The organism is Micromonospora sp. NPDC006431 (assembly GCF_042870725.1).
In the GTDB taxonomy this organism is placed as follows: domain Bacteria; phylum Actinomycetota; class Actinomycetes; order Mycobacteriales; family Micromonosporaceae; genus Micromonospora.
This window is the reverse complement of record NZ_JBIAHQ010000001.1, coordinates 429,994-446,161: the sequence shown is the minus strand read 5'-3', so window position 1 is coordinate 446,161 and position 16,168 is coordinate 429,994. Positions and strand designations below refer to the sequence as shown.

Below are 16,168 nucleotides of genomic sequence, written 5' to 3'. Positions count from 1 at the left end.
CCTGCAAGCGCGGGTACCACGAGCTATGCCCGAGTTCCCGCGCGACGTCACCACGTCATACCACGACGGGGTGCTGGGCCGGATGCGAAGCCGGGCAGTCGGTGTCCCGCGCCCCGAAGTGCCACAGGTCGTCCTCGTCCAAGGGATGGCCGTGGCCGACTACCTGTTGCCGGGACTGGCGGCGTTCGGCAGGTGGACTCGCGCGCACCTGGTGGAGCTGCCCGGGTTCGGCGGCAGCGGCGAGCCACCACACGAGCTGTCGGTTCCGGAGTTCGGACACGCCGTGGCGGACTGGCTGACCACCCGACAACCCGACCCCGTGATCCTGGCCGGGCATTCCAGCGGCACCCAGGTCGCCGCGGAGGCGGCCGTGGGCCATCCCGGCGTGGCTGGACTGGTACTGGCCAGCCCCACCGTCGACCCGGTGGCCCGCGGCCTGGTGCGCCTGCTCGTTCGGTGGCAGCTCGACGGCCGGCATGAGCCTCCTGGTCTGACCGAGTCGCACTGGCCGGAGTGGAGGCGCGCGGGACTGCGCCGGCTGGTGCATCTGGTCCGGGCTCATCTTCGTCATGTCATGGAGGAGCCACTGGCGCGGCTGACGGTCCCGCTGTTGGTCCTGCGAGGCGAACAGGACCGGCTCAGCACCCGCCAGTGGGCGCGGCACCTGGCCAACATCGTGCCGAGCGGCCAGTTCGTTGAACTGCCTGGCGCACACACGTTCCCCTGGCTAGACCCGCAGGCATGGTCAGAACCAGTACGCAGGTTCGCCGAGGCACTGCGGCCATGAGTAATGCCCCTACGAGGTCCAGTGTTGACGGGGCGAATGCAGTCCCTGTGTCGGCCGCCGAAGCGGCGGCAAGCCGGACCTCAAACCCCGCAAACGAGCCGCGACCTGATGCGGTTTGCGCCAAGTGCGCCCGGGAAGTCACTGCGGGGTTCCTGTTCGTACGCCCGGCAGGCGCCGGCGCAGATCCGCCCGCGCAGTTGTTGAGCGCCTTGATCGGCGGCGAGCTCGGCATGGCCAAGGATGATCGACTTCAGGTACGTGTCGAGCATCGGCATGCCGGTTGCTCGGTATCGGACAACTCCTCTCCGCCGGTTCCAACCGCCCCAGGCGAGAGAAGTCCCGGTGCACACCAGATCACGGGCGGCGGCATAGGGCACGCCGCAGCGGGTACCGGCCAAACATGGCGACCAATCCGATCCAGCTGCAGAAGCACCTCGGCGGCGTCGACTACCCGGTCGACAAGCGGACACTGATCCAGCGGGCGCGCGACAACGGCGCCGACGACGAGGCGCTCCGCACGCTGGAGAACCTGCCCGCCGACCGGTTCAACTCCCCCAATGACGTCAGCGAAGCGTTCGGGAAGGAGTAACCGTGGAGGCGGCGACGCTGGCCGAAGCCCCGCCTTCAGCCGTACGACCAGCGGCGGCAGCAGCGAGGACTTGGCCATCCAGTTCGTCTTTGACAGCCCGAGGACGGGGGAGTCGGCTGGTGGTCGTGGCTCCGTAGTCGCCGCGCAATGATCGACCGCCTCGAGTTTCAGCCGAAGCACGATGGTCTGGATTGAGGCGTGTTGACAGTCTTTAGGAACTTCAAGCCGAAGGTCGGCTATTGTCAACGACGACGACCGCTGGATCATTCGGTCCGACCGGTCCCGCTGCCCGGAAACTGTCGTCGATCCCTCAAGACCGGAGTCAACCCAGGACGCGCATCCAATGACGACCGATCAGGCGGTGGGGCTGGGACGTGACGGCGGCGGCCCACAACGCGCGACCTTGCTGGAACTGTTCCTTGATCTGGCGTTCGTCGCCGCGCTCGCCCTGATCTCGCGAACGTTGGCCCACGATCTCAGCGGGGGCGGGATCCTCCAGGCCGTGGTGCTGCTGATGGCGGTCTGGTGGGTCTGGTCCGTCACCGCACTGGCAACCGACCTCTACCACCCACAGCGGCCACCCATCGTCGTCATGACGCTCTGGGCCATGCTCGGCACCCTCCTGATGGCCGGCTCGCTGCCCGCAGCCTTCTCCGGCCACGCCCTGGTGTTCGCGGGCGCGTACGTGGCGATCCACGTTGGCCGAGGCCTCTTCCTGGCCGCCGCGCTGCACGGACGCCAAGCACGAGTGCACGCCGGGCGGTTCGTCTTCTGGTTCCTTGTCTCCGCCGTACCATGGCTCACCGGCGGCCTCGTGGCCGGCGCAACCGCGCGGGGCCTGCTGTGGGCGGCCGCGCTCGCCATCGATTACGGCTCAGCCTGGCTTCGCTACCCCACACCCGGGCTCGGTCGGGTACCGGCCTCCCAGTACGGGGTGGCAGCCGACCACCTGGCGGAGCGTTACCAGCAGTTCTTCACCCTCACCCTCGGCGACCTCATTCTCGTCACCGCCCTCACCTACGCCGGCCACGACCTGACGGCCGACCGCACCGCGGCGCTCCTCGTCGCGTTCGCCGCCACCGTGCTGCTGTGGCAGATCTACGTCCACCGCGCCGGGGCCCTGCTGAAAGCCGCCATCCAGTCCTCCCGGGATCCCGGCGGATTCGTGCGGTCCGCGCCCTACACCCACCTGCTCATGGTGGCCGGCGTGGTCGCCGCCGCCGCCGGATTCGAAATCGTCATCGCCCATCCCGCCGAACACACCACACCCTGGCTGACGGGCGTCATCCTCGGCGGACCCGCACTGTTCCTGGCCGGACGAGCCCGATTCGAATACGAGGTGTTCAGCCGAGTGTCGCCGTCCCGGCTGGTCGGACTGCTCGTGCTGGCCGTCTCCGCACCCGCGATGGTGCTCGTACCCTCACTGGTGGCCGCCCTCACGGGAACCCTCGTGCTAGCCGGGATCGCCATCTCGGACGCCGTTCGCGCCCACGGAAAACCACCCGAGCCACCCTCGCCCGCCATGTAAACGCAGGCGGCCCCAACCGTCCGCCCGGCAGGTGCGTCGTCGAAGAATCCAGCCTCCCCGTCCCTCTAAAACCGGGGGCCTCACGCCAGTTGGCAGGGGTGCTCCACGGGTGCTCGGATGTTCCGATGCCGGCCGGATTCACGGCTCTTCACAATGCAAAGTGTCTTCGGTGACGCTGATACGCCGATCGTCGTCGAACTCGCGCAAAAACCAGATCTACAAGGCGTTCCTGGAGGGCCGAGAATCCTCCATCTCTCACGCAGCACGCGTATCCCACGCAAATGTCCGCGGCCGGGCGCTCGTCCGGGATCGGCGCCGGCTCGATGCTGGCGGCAGCGCGGCTGGACCATCCCGGCGCGCGATGCCGGCGGGGCGTCGGCGATGCTGTGGGCGTGGAGTACGTGTCCAGAGTGCCGCGACCGCCGCTGGACGGGCTGATCGACGACCTCTACTACCTGGAGGGTGCGCCGCCGTACGCCCGGCTGACGCTGCCGCCGATGCCGGCGGCGTTGCTCATCGTCAACCTCGGGGCGCCGTTCCGCATTCGTGCCGGCGCTGACATCGAGACGGCCGAGTACGCCGACGGCTGCGTGGTCACCATGCCCACCCGCGCGTTGGAGTTCGGTTACCCACTCCGGACCCGGTCCGTCGGCGTGCACTTCAAGCCGTGGGGGCTGGCGCCGTTCCTGCCGATGCCCGCGGCCGAGCTGTGTGACCGGCCGGTGACGGTGGAGCAGGTTTGGGGCCGGCCCGCCATTGCTGAGCTGCGAGACCGGCTGGCCACGGCGGACGGACCGCACGAGATGCTGACGCTGCTCGAGGAGGAGCTAATGCGACGGCTGTGCGAGACCGCCGGCCTGGGGCTGGTCCGCCATACGAGCAGCGTCATCGCGGCGACCAGCGGGGCGGTGGCGATCGGCGACCTGAGGGTGGCAGCCGGTGTCAGCAGCACTCATCTGACACAGCGGTTCAAGGAGCTCATCGGCGTCACGCCGAAGCGGCTGGCCCGCACCTACCGCTTCGCCGCCACCGTGTTCGCGATCAACCCCGCCGGACCGATCGACTGGGGCGACCTCGCCGGTGGCGCAGGCTACTTCGACCAGGCCCACTTCGGCCACGAGTTCCGGGCGTTCACCGGACTCACGCCGACCCGGTACGTCGAAGTCCGGCGGCGGTTCCTGCGCGAACATCCCGGCCACGCGCTGGACGGCTGGCCGCTGCCGGCCGATTGATTTCTTACAAGAGCGACAGCTCACGACACGCTAATTTGGGGGCATCCCAAAGCAGAGGAGAGCCCCGTGGGCAAGGTGGTCATGTACAGCTCGGTGTCGGTGGACGGATTCGTCGCAGACGAGAATGACCAGCCCGGACCGCTGTTCGACTGGTTGTCCAGCGGTGACGTCCCGTTGGACGAGAGCGGCGAGGTGAAGGTGTCGCAGACGTCCTACGACTACACCCGGCCGTACTGGGACCAGATCGGGGTGACAATCGTCGGCCGCCACGTCTTCGACATGACGGACGGCTGGGACGGGAAGCCTCCGGGCGGGATCGACCACGTGGTCGTCGTGACGCACCGGCCGGCGCCCGAGGGCTGGGACCCCGAGGCGCCGTTTCACTTCGTCGACGGCGTCGAGGCAGCCGTGGCCAAGGCGCAGGAGCTTGCGGGTGACCGCATGGTCGAGGTCGCCGCTGGCGACGTCGGTGGCCAGGTGCTTGCCGCGGGCCTGGTCGACGAGGTGCGCATGGACGTCGTACCCGTCGTGTTCGGGTCCGGCAAGCGCTACTTCGGGTCGGTCGACGCGCAGCACCTGTTGGAGGATCCTGACGTGGTGATTCAGGGCGACCGGGTGCTTCACCTGCGCTATCGGGTGCGCCGTTGACCGATCTGAGCGGGTACGCGAAGAAGTCCACTGCGAACGGTGACACAAGATCGGGCCTCCGGCTGCGTTTGCGCATCGCTGTCCCTGGTCGGGTAGCCGACGCCGATCCGCCCCAGCACCTCACCTGTGGCAAGTTCAACTCAAGATCACTGGTTGCCGGTTTCCGTCGTATCTTTGGCCGACCCCCAGGAAGAGCGGCTCTTCACCAATGCAGGGTGTAGTCGGGGTCTGAATCCGCCTGTCTCGAGTAGGGATCGGGCGATGTAGGTGGTGAGGTTGCGGAAGCCGAGGGCGGAGCCGCGCAGGTGCTCCAGGCGGCCGTTGATCGCTTCGGCTGGACCGTTGCTGGTGCGGGGCCGGTCGAAGTAGGCCAGTACGTCAGCGGCTCGCTTGCTCAGGGTGCGGCCGAGCTTGGCGATCTCGACCAGCGGCCTGGGGACGCCGGCGCTGAGCGACTCGATCAGCTTGACCATCAGCTCGCGGCCCGCGGCTGGGTCGGGGTGCCGGTAGGCGGCGATCATCCGCTGGTAGATGCCCCAGGTGGCCTCGACCTCGACGTGCTCATCGATGGCGAACAGGGCCGTGAGTCGGGCGGCCTGCTGTCGGTGAGCAGGTCCACACCGGTGTGCAGGGTTCGCCGGGCACGGTAGAGCGGGTCGTTCTTACGGCCGCGGCGGCCGCGGGTGGTCTGCTGAACGCGGCGGCGGCAGTCGTTGAGGGCGTCGCCGGCCAGGCGCACCACGTGGAAGGGGTCCATCACCGCGACCGCGGCGGGGATCTCCTCAGCAGTGGCGGTCTTGAAGCCGGTGAACCCGTCCATCGCGACGACCTCCACGGCCTCGCGCCACGCCTGGGGGCGCTGGGTAAGCCAGGCCTTGAACGCGGCCTTGGAGCGGCCCGGGATCATGTCCAGCAGCGTCCCTGATCAGCTTAGCGATCCTGAGTCGGATGGGGTTTCCGGGATCGTTTCCCACCGTGGTGGAGATGCATGGGCGTGGAGATGGAATCCGGCGCCCAGTGCGGCTCCGCGTGGCCGGTGGCCGGTGGTGGTGGGTGTGCTGATCGTGTTCACGCCCTGGTGTCGGTGGGCTGCGCGGGGCAGCCTCCGGTCCGTTGGTGCGTGTCCCTCCGGACGCTTGCCCGCCTGGCCGTGAGGCCGGGTGGGGGAGGGTGCCCCGCGTCGCCTGGGCGCGGGGCGTGAGGTGCGGTGCCGGGTGGGGCCGGTCTTGGACCGGTCCCTCCGGCTGCCCGTGGTGCTTGGGGTGACGACGGCGCTGGCTTCGAGCTCGTCGACGACCGTGCGGATCACCAGGGCGCCGGTGGTCTTGTCGGTGACGGTTTTGGCTTGGTGGGTGAGGCCGCGGGCGGCGATGCGCCGCCATGCTCCGTGGTCGCGGTCGCCCTGCCAACGGCAGGACTGGTCGGGGCAGATGGCCCATTTCCATCCCGCGACGGTCCGCTTGTCGGGGGCTTTACGGTGCCGCAGCGGGGTCAGGCACTGCGGGCAGTGCTTGGAGGTGTTGCGGGCGGGGACGGTGACCACGGCGATACCGTGCTCGGCGGCAAGGTGCCGCATCCGGTCGCTGATCTTTCCGCGGACCTGCTGGGACAGACGCGTGTTCAGGCTGTGCCCCATGCCCTTGGCTTCCAACGAGCGCAGGTCTTCCAGATAGATCACCGTCGCCCGGGCGGCGATCGCCTGGTCGACCGTCCAGCGGGCGGCAGCCCACGCGAGCGCATCGTTCAAGTTTTGGCGGCGGGCGGACACGTGGCGGATCTCGCCGGCCAGCACCTCGTGTTTCGCGCTCACATGCTCGTCGGGGCGGCCGCCGAGCAGCCGCGCGTACTGGTCGGCCTTCGCATGCAGCCGCTCACTGTGGCGGCGCAGGCGGTGCTGCTTGGCTAGGACCCCGGGGGCCCGGAATTGTCCACCTGCCCCCAACGCCGTGATCCGGCCATCCTTTCCCAGTCGCAGGGCTCCGGCGCTGAGGAGGGTGTTGAGGCCCCAGTCCACACCGACCGCCACCGTGTGACCGGTCCGCGCGGCTTTCGGCACCGGGTGCGTGTATGCCAGGTCGGCACGCACCGTCCCGTCGGTGACGCGGAGGGTGGGCAGGTGCAGCACCGCCGCGGCAGGAACCGTAGGCGGCAACGTGATCCGGCACGCCACCCACGTCCAGTCCCGATACCCTCGCGGATCCGGACGGGTGGGCAGTTGCAGCCGCAGCAGCGCCCTGCCCGGGTCGGTATCGCTGCGTTCGATGGTGGCCTGCTGCCGATCACACGCGGCCAGCAACAACATCCGCCCGATCCTCGGGACGCCTTCGAGTTCGAACACGTCCACCGGCAGCCGGCCGTTGACCTTGGCGAACGTGCCGGCCTGCCGGGTCCGGGACTTGATGATGCTGGCCGGCAGACACTCCCCGCCGGGGATCGAGGCCCGAACCTGATCCCACTCGGCGGGAGTGCGCTTACGCGGATCGGCCGGCCACGTCGCCAGGACCCCGGCCGTCAGGTCGGCACGCCACTTCACCGACCGCAGCGCACGCCCCGCCTGCTCCAGGGCCATCCGGATGATGCGGTCATTGACCCTCACACCCTGAGGCGTGGTCGCGGTCCAGCCCAGCCGCCGCAGCGCCATCCACGCGTTCGACGGCAACCGCCGCCCACCCGCATCCACCCCGGAAGCCAACACCTGCACATCCACGCTGTTCCAATGCGCGCCGATCAACGCGGCCGCCATGCCCGCCACCAGATCGGCACACCAACCAACCCGCTGCGCCAGCACCGCCGGAGACAGCACCTCGCCGGTTTCCTCGTCCACCCCTACGCGGAGCAATGCGCGGGCACACGCGGTGCGGGCCATCTCACCCTCGGCCAGCCGCAGCTTCCCGCTCACCGACTCAACGCCTCAACACCGATCCACAAAAACCGGCCCTCACGACCGACCCACGCCACCGGAACCCTCCCCGAACCAACCCAAACGTGATGCGCCACAGGGCGAACACCGACACGCTTCCCGCCTTGGAAAGCCGAAAACGTTCCACACAGGCCAACCTATGATCACCGATGATCGATAATCAAATCGGTCAGCCTCGCTGGACCCGTACCGGCGCGCACCGGCGTGAGGTCGATGATCACGGTGACGTACTTGTCCCCGCGGCGGGTGTGGCGCGCCACGCGTGCTCATCGACCCCGATGACCTTCACACCGTTCAACCGGCCGGGATCGTTGATCAGCACCCGTCGGCCCTCGGCCAGGACCGCGTCGTTTGCGGTGTTCCACGCGACGCCAAGCCCTTGGGCGACGCGAGCGATGCTCAAGTGCTGACACACGATCGCCTCCAGCGCCCAGGCCAGTCCACGACGCGACAGCCTGGCCCGCGGCTGGGCCGCGCGGCTGGTGTCCTGGCGCCACACATGCTCACACCCGGTGCACCGGTACCGGCGGATCGTCACCAGCAGGGTGGTCGGTCGCCAGCCCAGCGGCTCGTGCGCCAGCTCCCGCGTGACGGTGTCCCGGGGTCTTCCCACATACCCGCAGCGTCGGCACCAGCCCTCAGTGCCGTCATCAGCGCTCGCGAAGGAGGCGCTGCTCAGTCCGAGACACGGAGCACCTGGATGTTTTCCGCGCCCCGTTCCGAGAACCACGCCTCGAGTTCGGCGCCGTCGAGCGACCGGGTCCCGTGCTCGTCCACCACGACCGGGCCGACCACGGTCCCCTTGGCGCCCTCAAGTTGGCAGCCGAACATCCGTGCGCCGGTCAGGACTGCGGGCATGGTGCCGCCCCCGAGGTTGCACCACCGCAGGCTCGCGAACTCGAGGTTGGCTCCGCGCAGATCGGTCTTGTACAGCTTGGCCGAGTTGAGAATCGCGTGGCTGAGGTCGGCGCCCGCCAGGACGGCTTCGTCGAGCTCCGCCGCGAACAGCCTCGCACCGCGAAAGCGGGCGTTCGGGGCCGAGCAGCCAACCAGTTCCGCCTTGGCCAGGTCGGCGAAGCTCAGGTCGGCGTCCGCAAGCTCGGCGTTGTTCAGGTTTGCGCCGCCGAGATTGGCGTCCTCGAATCGGACGCCGGTCAGGCAGGAACTGACCAGGTAGGCATCCGTCAGGTCGATGGTGCTGAGGTCCGCGCCGCGGAAATCGAGAAAATCGCCCGACAGGTACGACGTGGGGTCCGAGGCAACGGCGGTGAACCATTCCTCGAGCGCCTCCCTGGCCTCGGGACTGTCGGGCCAACGGGTCACGTCAGCGCTGCTCTGCTTATACCTGCTCATTCGAGGAACACCACCTTGCCGTCCAAGTCCGTGTTACCGGCGACCCGCCTCTTGAGGTCGGCCAGGGAACTCGGAGACAGGTTTTTGCTGTCGATGATGACATGCTGTCCGCCGTCCACCTCGTCGGCGAGCTTCTGCTCGAACTCGGCGCCGTCGTAGCGTCCCTTCGTGCCCTCGGGCATCGGCTGGCCGGCCTGCCGGCCGGCTGGGAAGGTGTCGACCGGACTCTTGACGTCCCAGTTGTTTCCGTTGGAGTCGATGAACTCGCCCTGATCCTTCTGGAATGCAGGATCGGTGTTGTCGAGCTCGGCGCGGCGAATCGGGCCAGGGATCTTGCCCTGCGCCTCGGCCTCGAGCCCGACCTCCGCCTCTCGGCGCGACTTGGCGCTGATCTTTCCGTTGTGGGCCGGGTCGGCGGCGAGCTCTTGCACCCGGCGGTCGTACTCCGGAGTGCCGGGTTTCGGGGTCTGGTATCCGTCGTCGCTGCCCGAGGGTTTGCCCTGCGAGCCGCCCTGGTCGCCGCCCGGGCGGCCCTGGCGTGCCTCCTCGGCGACGGTCTCCTGCGCTCGGCTGACGTTCTCGGGGACGTCGGTACTGCGGCGTCGCCCTGACGGGGTACCGGCGCCATCGCCCTCACCGTCGCCGGGTGGGCGGGACGGGTTCGGGCCGTCGCCGTTTCCGCCGCCGTGGGGGGTCTTGGGTTTCGCCATCGTCGGGCCCTCAGCCGTCCAGCAGCTTGGAGAGGTTGGTCAGGCTGGTGATCAGGGACATGACATAGGTCAGGATGCGCCCGGCCCACTTGACCACGGCTGCCGCGATCTGCGCGGCAATCACCGGGATCGTGACCACGAAGATCGCCTCGACCGCCCACACGATCACGCGGGCCACCAGGTCGGCGATGAGGTCACGCACGATGTCGCGGGTGAACATCACCAGGTTCCCGGCGGCCTGAGTGGCGGCGGCCATCGCGGCGGAGATCCCGCCGAGCCCGTTGATCGCCTCCACGTTGTGTTCCATCAGGTTGTGGTACGCCGTAGCGGCCCGCCCCTGCCAGTGCGGCATGTCCCCCTCGACGAAGGACTTGAGGTCGGCAGCCATGCTCTGCAGCGCGGCGGCCATGTTGTCCCAGGTGGCCGCGTGCGAGGCCACCACGTCGGGCATGCCGGTGAGCTCGTCGAGGATCTGCCGCAGCGGCTCGAAGTATTCCATCGCCCAGCCCAGCCCGTTGGCCAGCAGCGCGCTGAACGGGTCCATCACGCTCGCGGCGGCTTCGATCCCGAACGCCGCGCCCGCGATCAGGTCGTCGACCCAGCCCTCGCTGTGGATGGCGTCGACCAGCCCCTGGAAGCTGTCGGCCAGGGCCGCCCCGGTCCAGGGCTTGCGGGTCGAAACGACGTCGGCGACCAGCGACGTGTCGGTCATCGCGCCGCCCCCGCCAGCCCCCCACCCGCTTTACGGATCGCGGTGTCGGCGTCGGTGTCGGCGTTGTCGTAGTTGTCGGCGGTCTTCCGCAGCCCGGCGACGACCAACGACAGGTTCTCCTCGACGTACGCGATCAACTCGTCCTGCCGCCTGTGCCGGCCCTCCAGGATCGCCGGCAGCCAGCTGCAGAGCAGTCCGTACGCCTCGTCGTTCTGCGCGATGTGCGCGCTGGCGGTCTTGATCGCGTCGAAACGCCCGCGCAGCGTGTCGACATTGCGGGCATGCGCGCGGATCTGCTCGGCGTCGACCGCGAAACCGTCGGCCATCGGGCTCACCACCCGGAGTGCCGGTCGTCGGGGCTGTCCGCGGCGGGATCGGCGTCGCGTAGCTGCTGCCCGACGCGCTCAGCGATCGCTCGCGCCGCTGCCGACTCGGTGCCCACCGTGTCGGCGATGATTTCCTGCGAGCGGTCGGCCAACTGCCGTTTCGCCTCGCGGATCGTGTCCATGACCGTCCTGGCCACGACCTCGGGGGCGACCCGCTGAATCCGTGGACCCAGCCGCAGGTCGACCAACGCCCCCACGGAGTCGACCGTGACCTCGCACAGGCCGTTGCCGTCGGCAACCGTCACCCGCAGCTCCTGGAGCCGGTCACTCATCGCCTTGGTGTCGGCCGCCAACCGGTCGATCCGGCCCTTCCACGCCGCCAGCCGATCCATCGCGCCGTCCGGATCCAGCAAGCCCCCCGCGCTCGGAACGCCGGCCCCCATGTGTCCCCCGGTTGCTCACCGTGATCATTTCGTGGCCGACGCAGACTAACATCGCATCCACACGGGCGACTACCGTCGGTACCGCCACGGTCCACAACAGACGCACGTCACGGCGTTGTCGAAGATGTCGCCGACAATGCCGGTGGAGGCGGCGATTCCGACCTCGCCAAGCCGAAACCAGCATGGCCAATAAGGGTCGACGCCGGACGGCGGCCCAAGGCAAGTGACGCCGACAGACCCGGCCGCGGCACGGTCACCGTGGCCATCGCCGGCACCTGCGTCATCCGCGGCACCGTCCGGCAGGACCTGGACCGGGACGGGCAGCGCGATGCGGGTGAGCCGGCCGTCGCGGACGGCCCGGACGGCGTGCTGCGGGTGAGCCTCTGGGCCCGGCAGGGGCAGGCGGTCGGCGGCGGCTCGACCACCGTCAACCGTGGCGGCACCTGGTCCATCACCGCTCGCACCGAGCTCTACCAGGTGCGGATCGAGGCGTCCAGCCGGTACGGCCGCACTGTCGCCGACATGGGTGACGACACCACCGACTCCGACATGGTGACGTCGTACCAGTTCGAGCCCATGGCCCGTCGTGTCCATGATCCGGCTGCGAATGCCGCCCACCTGGTACGACGGTGGCAAGCATGCCGCAGTGAGGGGGTACCGATGACCGGTAGACGGGAGACCGTGGAGGTCGATCCGGTGGTGTTCCGCGCCGTCTACGACTCGCCCGCCTCGCTGCCGGGCCGGCACCGGTGGACCACCCCGGAGTCGGACGTACGCCGGCTGGAGAAGCTGCTCAACATGCCGGCGCGCAGCATCGGCGCCCCGCTCTGGGTCAGCGGCGACGAGCCGGACTGCCCGAAGTGCGGTCGCCGGGTGAACTGGTACGACATCGTCTCCTCCGCCCTGCACGGGGTGCACGACCGCGCGATGATCGCCCGGGTGATCCTCGGTGAGCGCAAGTACGTGAACACCGAGGTGCCGGACGCCATCCCCGGCGTGCACTGCGCCGACTGCCGCAGCCCGATCGATGGGCTGCGCAGCTTCAAGTGCCACAACTGGGCGTACGCCTTCGAGGCGCTGGAGGAGATCGTCGAGCGCATGTCCGGGGTGCCCGCGCAGCCGGCGCCGCCCCACCCGTCCGACGCTCCATAGCCCCCTTCCCCGCCACTGCGTGATCCCTGCCAACGGGCTGTGAACCGCCTGAGACTCCGGTGCCCGATGGGGATTTTCCCGGCACCCTCCGGGTGAACGGAGTATGAACAGTTGGTGAGGTGATCCATGGCTGACGCCGTCATGACCGACGTTCCGGATATCAGCGCGGACTGGTACCACGACATCGTGCGGTACGCCGACAGCACGCCGCAGCCGGTGCACTGGTTCGCCACCCACTTCACCGAGGGTGCGATCCTGCTGCTCGGCGTACTCATGGTGCTGGCTGCGCTGACCCGGCTGGTCGGCGGGGACGTCCGGGGTCGGGCGCTCGCCCTGGCCGCGCCGGTCACGGTGCTGCTGTCGTACGGCGCCAGCGAGGGGCTCAAGGACCTGATCGCCGAGGACCGGCCCTGCCGCAGCCCCGCCGACCTGGTGATCGTCGCCGGGCACTGCCCACCCGTCGGCGACTGGTCGTTCCCCAGCAATCACGCCACGATCGCCGGGGCGCTGGCCGCCACCACGCTGCTGCTGCACCGCCGGATCGGCCTGGTGGCCGCCCCGCTGGCCCTGCTGGCCGCGCTGTCCCGCACCTTCGTCGGAGTGCACTACCCGCACGACGTGGCCGCCGGCCTGCTGCTCGGGGTCCTCGTCGGCACCCTGCTCACCCCGCTCGCCGCCCGCCCGGTCGCCGAACTGCTGGCTCGGCGCAGCCGTCGCGCCGCCCGACCACTCACCCGCCCCGCCCGCCGCTGATCCACCCGCCGCCGCCCGTGCCCATGCCCGTCTTGGCCGCAGATTCACGGAAATAGTCCTTATCCCGCGCGTCATGGCCACGCTTTCGGTGAAGGTGCTGCCACCAGGTGGCGACGGAGGGACAGGCGCGGCGGGCGGCGTCAGGGGGTGAGGAGGAGGGCCAGGGCGGTGGCGAGGATGAGGAACGGGCCGAAGGGCAGGTGGCTGGACCAGCGGACCCGACGCGCCGCCAGCAGGGCCAGCCCGACCAGCGCGGAGAGGCTGACGGCGAGCACCAGCCCGACCACCAGCACCGACCATCCGTACCAGCCGAGCAGCGCGCCCGCGCCGAGGGCGAGCTTGGCGTCGCCGAGCCCGAACCCGCGCCGGCCGAGCAGCAGGGTGGTGGCCGCGAAGCCCGCGCCGAGGACGAGCCCGGCGGCGGTGGCCCGCAGCCAGGGCGCCGGACCGGCCCCGGCCACCGCGGCCACCCCGAGCAGCGCCCAGACGCCGGCCGCCGCCGGATAGGTGAGGCGGTCCGGCAGCCGGTGCACGGCCGCGTCGATCAGCGCCAGCGGCACCGCCCAGGCGAGCCACCAGGCCACCGCCGCCCGCCCGCCGAGCGGTCCGGCGGCCAGTGCGAGCACCACCACCGCCGCGGCCAGGGCCGCTTCCACCGCGCCGGGCGGCGCGCCGATCCGGGCCCGGCAGCCCGGGCAGCGGGCCGCCGGCCCGAGCGCCGGCAGCGGACGGTCCAGGCCGACCGGCGTGCCGCAGCGGTCGCATTCGGCCCGGTCCACCGAGCCCGGGGGTACGGCGTACCGCGCGAACGCCAGCCGCATCGGCGGGACGAGCGCCAGGGCGGCGAGCAGCCGCACCACCGGACGCCGGGCAGGGGTCTCCGGTCCGGCGCCCCGGAGCCGTACGGCCGTCACGTCACCCCTCCCGCGCGGTTGCTGACTGTTCCACTCTGGATCACGGAGAGTGATATTGGCCGCGCCGGCGTGTGGCGGATGGCGCGGAAACCGGCGTCCCGACCGCAGCGGCCGGAGACCGGGAGACCGCTGACCGACCGCCGATGACCAGCCCGGATCGCGGCGGGACGGATCGGACCAGAGGCACCCATGCCACCCATTCCTCCACCGCTCGGCCGCCAACCGGCCCGGCCGGGCTCTTGACAGGTTGCGGGCACCCCTGCCACCAGCCCGGCCGACTGTCGGGCGAGCGCCGCCGTTCGGACACCCATCGGCCACCACCACCTGTCATCACTCAAAGTAGTCGTATGAATTGCCTCTGTTGCATCGGCGGACGTCAGCCTATGCTCGCCCCTTGGGTACGACGCAACCCCGAGCAATTGGCGTCGGAGGCCAATCGGAGACAACATTTCGAATTCACTGAAGATCAACACAGGTAAATGCAATGGCAGTCAGTTGAGGCCCGGTCACATTCATCCGGGCGCGCTTCCGCATGCCCGGAGTACGCCCGCGCGACCGCTCCGGGCCATCACCGAGGAGGGCACGGCGTTGCGCACACGGGATTCCCGCCGCTGGACAAGCTGCCTGCTCAGCCTTGCCCTGCTGGGCGCGGGCACCGGTTGCGGCACCGAGCCGGAGGCGGCGGCCCGCCCATTGACCGGGCCCGGCGGCGCGCCGGCCACCCAATCGACGGCCGACGAACAAGCGGCCGGAAAAGCCGCCCTCGCCGCCTATTCCGGCTATCTGGACGCGTCCCGCGCGGCGAGCGCGCGCAGCGACCCGGCGCATCCCGCGCTGGCCCGATTCCTGGCGGATCCGCTGCTGACCCGGGTTCGGGTGGCAATTCGTGAGGCGAAGGAGCACGGCGCGATGCGCACCGGAACGCTCGTTTCCGATCCCACCGTCGTGTCGGTCGACCTGGCCGCCGACCCGCCCGTCGTGGAGATCCAGGACTGCCTGGACGCCACCGGCTACCGCCTGGTCTACGCCAAGGACCACCGGCTCGTCCCCGGCACCCGCAGCGGGCGGTACCTGGCCACCGCCACCGCCGCCCGCTACCCGGACGGCCGATGGCTGATCAACGCCGGTGCCGCGCATCAGGACCAGCCGTGCTGACCTGGGGAGGAGGGGGTGTCCCGGCCCGCGCGACCCGGGCCGGGACACCCCGAAGGCTGCTGCTCGCCGCCGGCCTGGCGTTGCTGCTCACGCTGACCGGCGTACCCGCCCGGGCGGCCGGTCCCGGCGGCGACTGCCCGCCCGGACAGAACGACTGCAACGTCTGGGACGACGATCCGGGCGTCCCGGGTCCGGGCGGCGGCGGGAACACCGGCGGGGGCGGCAACGGTGGTGGCACCGCCCCGAAATGCCAGTGGAACGGCCGGGCCATCCCCTGCTACCACGACCAGCTGGGCTGGTTCAACAACGCCGACGGCTGCTACTACAAGCTGGCCGAGCCGCAGCAGGCCGCGCCCGAGGGCAAGCAGTGGTACCTCCAGACCTGCAACGGCGGTGACCTGGGCGCGCAGACCATGGTGCTGCGGGACGCCCCGCCGCCCGGCTACGGCGCGCCGCCCGACCCGGAGGAGCTGGCCCGCCGCGCGCTCGCCTCGATCTCGCTGCTGCCGCCCCGGATCGCGGTCGCGCCCCGGCGGAGCGAGGGGCCGGGCCTGGTCGGCCTGCCGGTCTGGATGTGGGCCAGCAGCGGGTCCTCCTACTTCGGGCCGCTGCGCGCCTCCGCCTCCGACCGGGGGCTGACGGTCCGGATCACCGCCCGGGTGACCCGGATCGTCTGGAACATGGGCGACGGCAGCAGCATCACCTGCCGCAAGCCGGGCACCCCGTACGCCGCCGACGGCCCCCGGGCCGGGTTGACCTCCCCGGACTGCGGCTACCACCGCGGGTACGCCCGGGCCGGCACCTACCAGGTCAGCGCCACCACCTACTGGACCGTGCGCTGGGTCGGCGGGGGCGAGAGCGGCGACATCGCGCAGAGCCGGGTCAGCGGCACGGTCCCGGTGCAGATCAACGAACTCCAGGTGGTGACCCGATGAGCGCGAGGATG

General features: G+C 70.3%; 17 protein-coding genes and 2 pseudogenes. 9 read left to right on the top strand and 10 right to left on the bottom strand.

Annotated features, from left to right (window positions below; translation table 11 throughout):
- The first annotated feature begins 25 nt into the window (after positions 1-25).
- Positions 26-787 carry an alpha/beta fold hydrolase gene (locus ACFYM6_RS02240; RefSeq protein WP_387271399.1) on the top strand — a complete coding sequence of 254 codons (762 nt, stop codon included), beginning with the start codon at positions 26-28 and terminating at the stop codon, positions 785-787.
- 80 nt (positions 788-867) lie between these two features.
- Here ACFYM6_RS02240 and ACFYM6_RS02235 read toward each other — a convergent pair whose 3' ends face one another.
- A complete protein-coding gene (locus ACFYM6_RS02235) occupies positions 868-1,062 on the bottom strand; it encodes a hypothetical protein (RefSeq protein WP_387271398.1) in 195 nt (64 codons plus the stop codon).
- Positions 1,063-1,187: 125 nt separating this feature from the next.
- On the opposite strand from ACFYM6_RS02235, the gene ACFYM6_RS02230 reads away from it, so the two are divergent.
- The 4 genes from ACFYM6_RS02230 (at position 1,188) to ACFYM6_RS02215 (ending at position 4,784) form a co-directional block, all read left to right on the top strand.
- Positions 1,188-1,376 carry a DUF2795 domain-containing protein gene (locus ACFYM6_RS02230; protein WP_387271396.1) on the top strand — a complete coding sequence of 63 codons (189 nt, stop codon included), beginning with the start codon at positions 1,188-1,190 and terminating at the stop codon, positions 1,374-1,376.
- A gap of 343 nt (positions 1,377-1,719) precedes the next feature.
- Positions 1,720-2,904, top strand: coding sequence for a low temperature requirement protein A (locus tag ACFYM6_RS02225; RefSeq protein ID WP_387271395.1), 1,185 nt, complete (start codon positions 1,720-1,722; stop codon positions 2,902-2,904).
- 392 nt (positions 2,905-3,296) lie between these two features.
- Positions 3,297-4,136, top strand: coding sequence for a helix-turn-helix domain-containing protein (locus tag ACFYM6_RS02220; RefSeq protein ID WP_387271393.1), 840 nt, complete (start codon positions 3,297-3,299; stop codon positions 4,134-4,136).
- 66 nt (positions 4,137-4,202) lie between these two features.
- Positions 4,203-4,784, top strand: coding sequence for a dihydrofolate reductase family protein (locus tag ACFYM6_RS02215; protein WP_387271391.1), 582 nt, complete (start codon positions 4,203-4,205; stop codon positions 4,782-4,784).
- A 146-nt stretch (positions 4,785-4,930) separates the two neighbouring features.
- Here ACFYM6_RS02215 and ACFYM6_RS02210 read toward each other — a convergent pair.
- The 8 genes and pseudogenes from ACFYM6_RS02210 to ACFYM6_RS02175 form a co-directional block, all read right to left on the bottom strand.
- Positions 4,931-5,700 (bottom strand): annotated as a pseudogene (locus tag ACFYM6_RS02210) (ISL3 family transposase); the annotation flags it as partial.
- A gap of 9 nt (positions 5,701-5,709) precedes the next feature.
- Complete coding sequence (locus tag ACFYM6_RS02205) at positions 5,710-7,683, bottom strand: zinc ribbon domain-containing protein (RefSeq protein WP_387271389.1); 1,974 nt, start codon at positions 7,681-7,683, stop codon at positions 5,710-5,712.
- Positions 7,684-7,862: 179 nt separating this feature from the next.
- Positions 7,863-8,338, bottom strand: a pseudogene (locus ACFYM6_RS02200) (ISL3 family transposase); the annotation flags it as partial.
- A 41-nt stretch (positions 8,339-8,379) separates the two neighbouring features.
- Positions 8,380-9,027: a pentapeptide repeat-containing protein gene (locus ACFYM6_RS02195; protein ID WP_387271388.1), complete on the bottom strand. Its 648-nt coding sequence runs from the start codon at positions 9,025-9,027 to the stop codon at positions 8,380-8,382.
- A gap of 26 nt (positions 9,028-9,053) precedes the next feature.
- A complete protein-coding gene (locus ACFYM6_RS02190) occupies positions 9,054-9,488 on the bottom strand; it encodes a hypothetical protein (protein WP_387271387.1) in 435 nt (144 codons plus the stop codon).
- 289 nt (positions 9,489-9,777) lie between these two features.
- Positions 9,778-10,479 (bottom strand): WXG100 family type VII secretion target, encoded by a 702-nt coding sequence (locus ACFYM6_RS02185; RefSeq protein ID WP_387271385.1) that lies wholly within the window; start codon positions 10,477-10,479, stop codon positions 9,778-9,780.
- Positions 10,476-10,805: a type VII secretion target gene (locus ACFYM6_RS02180; RefSeq protein ID WP_387271383.1), complete on the bottom strand. Its 330-nt coding sequence runs from the start codon at positions 10,803-10,805 to the stop codon at positions 10,476-10,478. The genes ACFYM6_RS02185 and ACFYM6_RS02180 overlap by 4 nt, the downstream gene beginning before the upstream one ends.
- 5 nt (positions 10,806-10,810) lie before the next feature.
- Positions 10,811-11,197, bottom strand: coding sequence for a YbaB/EbfC family nucleoid-associated protein (locus tag ACFYM6_RS02175; RefSeq protein WP_387271381.1), 387 nt, complete (start codon positions 11,195-11,197; stop codon positions 10,811-10,813).
- Between the two features lie 309 nt (positions 11,198-11,506).
- On the opposite strand from ACFYM6_RS02175, the gene ACFYM6_RS02170 reads away from it, so the two are divergent.
- Together ACFYM6_RS02170 and ACFYM6_RS02165 are read left to right on the top strand one after the other, a co-directional pair.
- Positions 11,507-12,400 carry an SdrD B-like domain-containing protein gene (locus tag ACFYM6_RS02170; protein ID WP_387271379.1) on the top strand — a complete coding sequence of 298 codons (894 nt, stop codon included), beginning with the start codon at positions 11,507-11,509 and terminating at the stop codon, positions 12,398-12,400.
- 126 nt (positions 12,401-12,526) lie between these two features.
- Positions 12,527-13,153, top strand: a complete 627-nt coding sequence (locus ACFYM6_RS02165; protein WP_387271377.1) for a phosphatase PAP2 family protein — start codon at positions 12,527-12,529, stop codon at positions 13,151-13,153.
- A gap of 140 nt (positions 13,154-13,293) precedes the next feature.
- On the opposite strand, the gene ACFYM6_RS02160 is transcribed toward ACFYM6_RS02165, so the two are convergent.
- Positions 13,294-13,974 (bottom strand): prepilin peptidase, encoded by a 681-nt coding sequence (locus tag ACFYM6_RS02160; protein ID WP_387271851.1) that lies wholly within the window; start codon positions 13,972-13,974, stop codon positions 13,294-13,296.
- A 786-nt stretch (positions 13,975-14,760) separates the two neighbouring features.
- On the opposite strand from ACFYM6_RS02160, the gene ACFYM6_RS02155 reads away from it, so the two are divergent.
- Together ACFYM6_RS02155 and ACFYM6_RS02150 are read left to right on the top strand one after the other, a co-directional pair.
- Positions 14,761-15,222, top strand: a complete 462-nt coding sequence (locus ACFYM6_RS02155; RefSeq protein WP_387271849.1) for a hypothetical protein — start codon at positions 14,761-14,763, stop codon at positions 15,220-15,222.
- A complete protein-coding gene (locus tag ACFYM6_RS02150) occupies positions 15,216-16,157 on the top strand; it encodes a hypothetical protein (RefSeq protein ID WP_387271375.1) in 942 nt (313 codons plus the stop codon). The genes ACFYM6_RS02155 and ACFYM6_RS02150 overlap by 7 nt, the downstream gene beginning before the upstream one ends.
- The last annotated feature ends 11 nt before the right edge of the window (positions 16,158-16,168 follow it).

Bases quoted from the DNA above. Each gene is read 5' to 3' on its own strand.
- ACFYM6_RS02240 (WP_387271399.1), top strand. From the start codon at position 26: ATGCCCGAGTTCCCGCGCGACGTCACCACGTCATACCACGACGGGGTG.
- ACFYM6_RS02235 (WP_387271398.1), bottom strand. From the start codon at position 1,062: ATGCCGATGCTCGACACGTACCTGAAGTCGATCATCCTTGGCCATGCC.
- ACFYM6_RS02230 (WP_387271396.1), top strand. From the start codon at position 1,188: ATGGCGACCAATCCGATCCAGCTGCAGAAGCACCTCGGCGGCGTCGAC.
- ACFYM6_RS02225 (WP_387271395.1), top strand. From the start codon at position 1,720: ATGACGACCGATCAGGCGGTGGGGCTGGGACGTGACGGCGGCGGCCCA.
- ACFYM6_RS02185 (WP_387271385.1), bottom strand. From the start codon at position 10,479: ATGACCGACACGTCGCTGGTCGCCGACGTCGTTTCGACCCGCAAGCCC.
- ACFYM6_RS02180 (WP_387271383.1), bottom strand. From the start codon at position 10,805: ATGGCCGACGGTTTCGCGGTCGACGCCGAGCAGATCCGCGCGCATGCC.
- ACFYM6_RS02175 (WP_387271381.1), bottom strand. From the start codon at position 11,197: ATGGATCGGCTGGCGGCGTGGAAGGGCCGGATCGACCGGTTGGCGGCC.
- ACFYM6_RS02165 (WP_387271377.1), top strand. From the start codon at position 12,527: ATGGCTGACGCCGTCATGACCGACGTTCCGGATATCAGCGCGGACTGG.
- ACFYM6_RS02160 (WP_387271851.1), bottom strand. From the start codon at position 13,974: ATGCGGCTGGCGTTCGCGCGGTACGCCGTACCCCCGGGCTCGGTGGAC.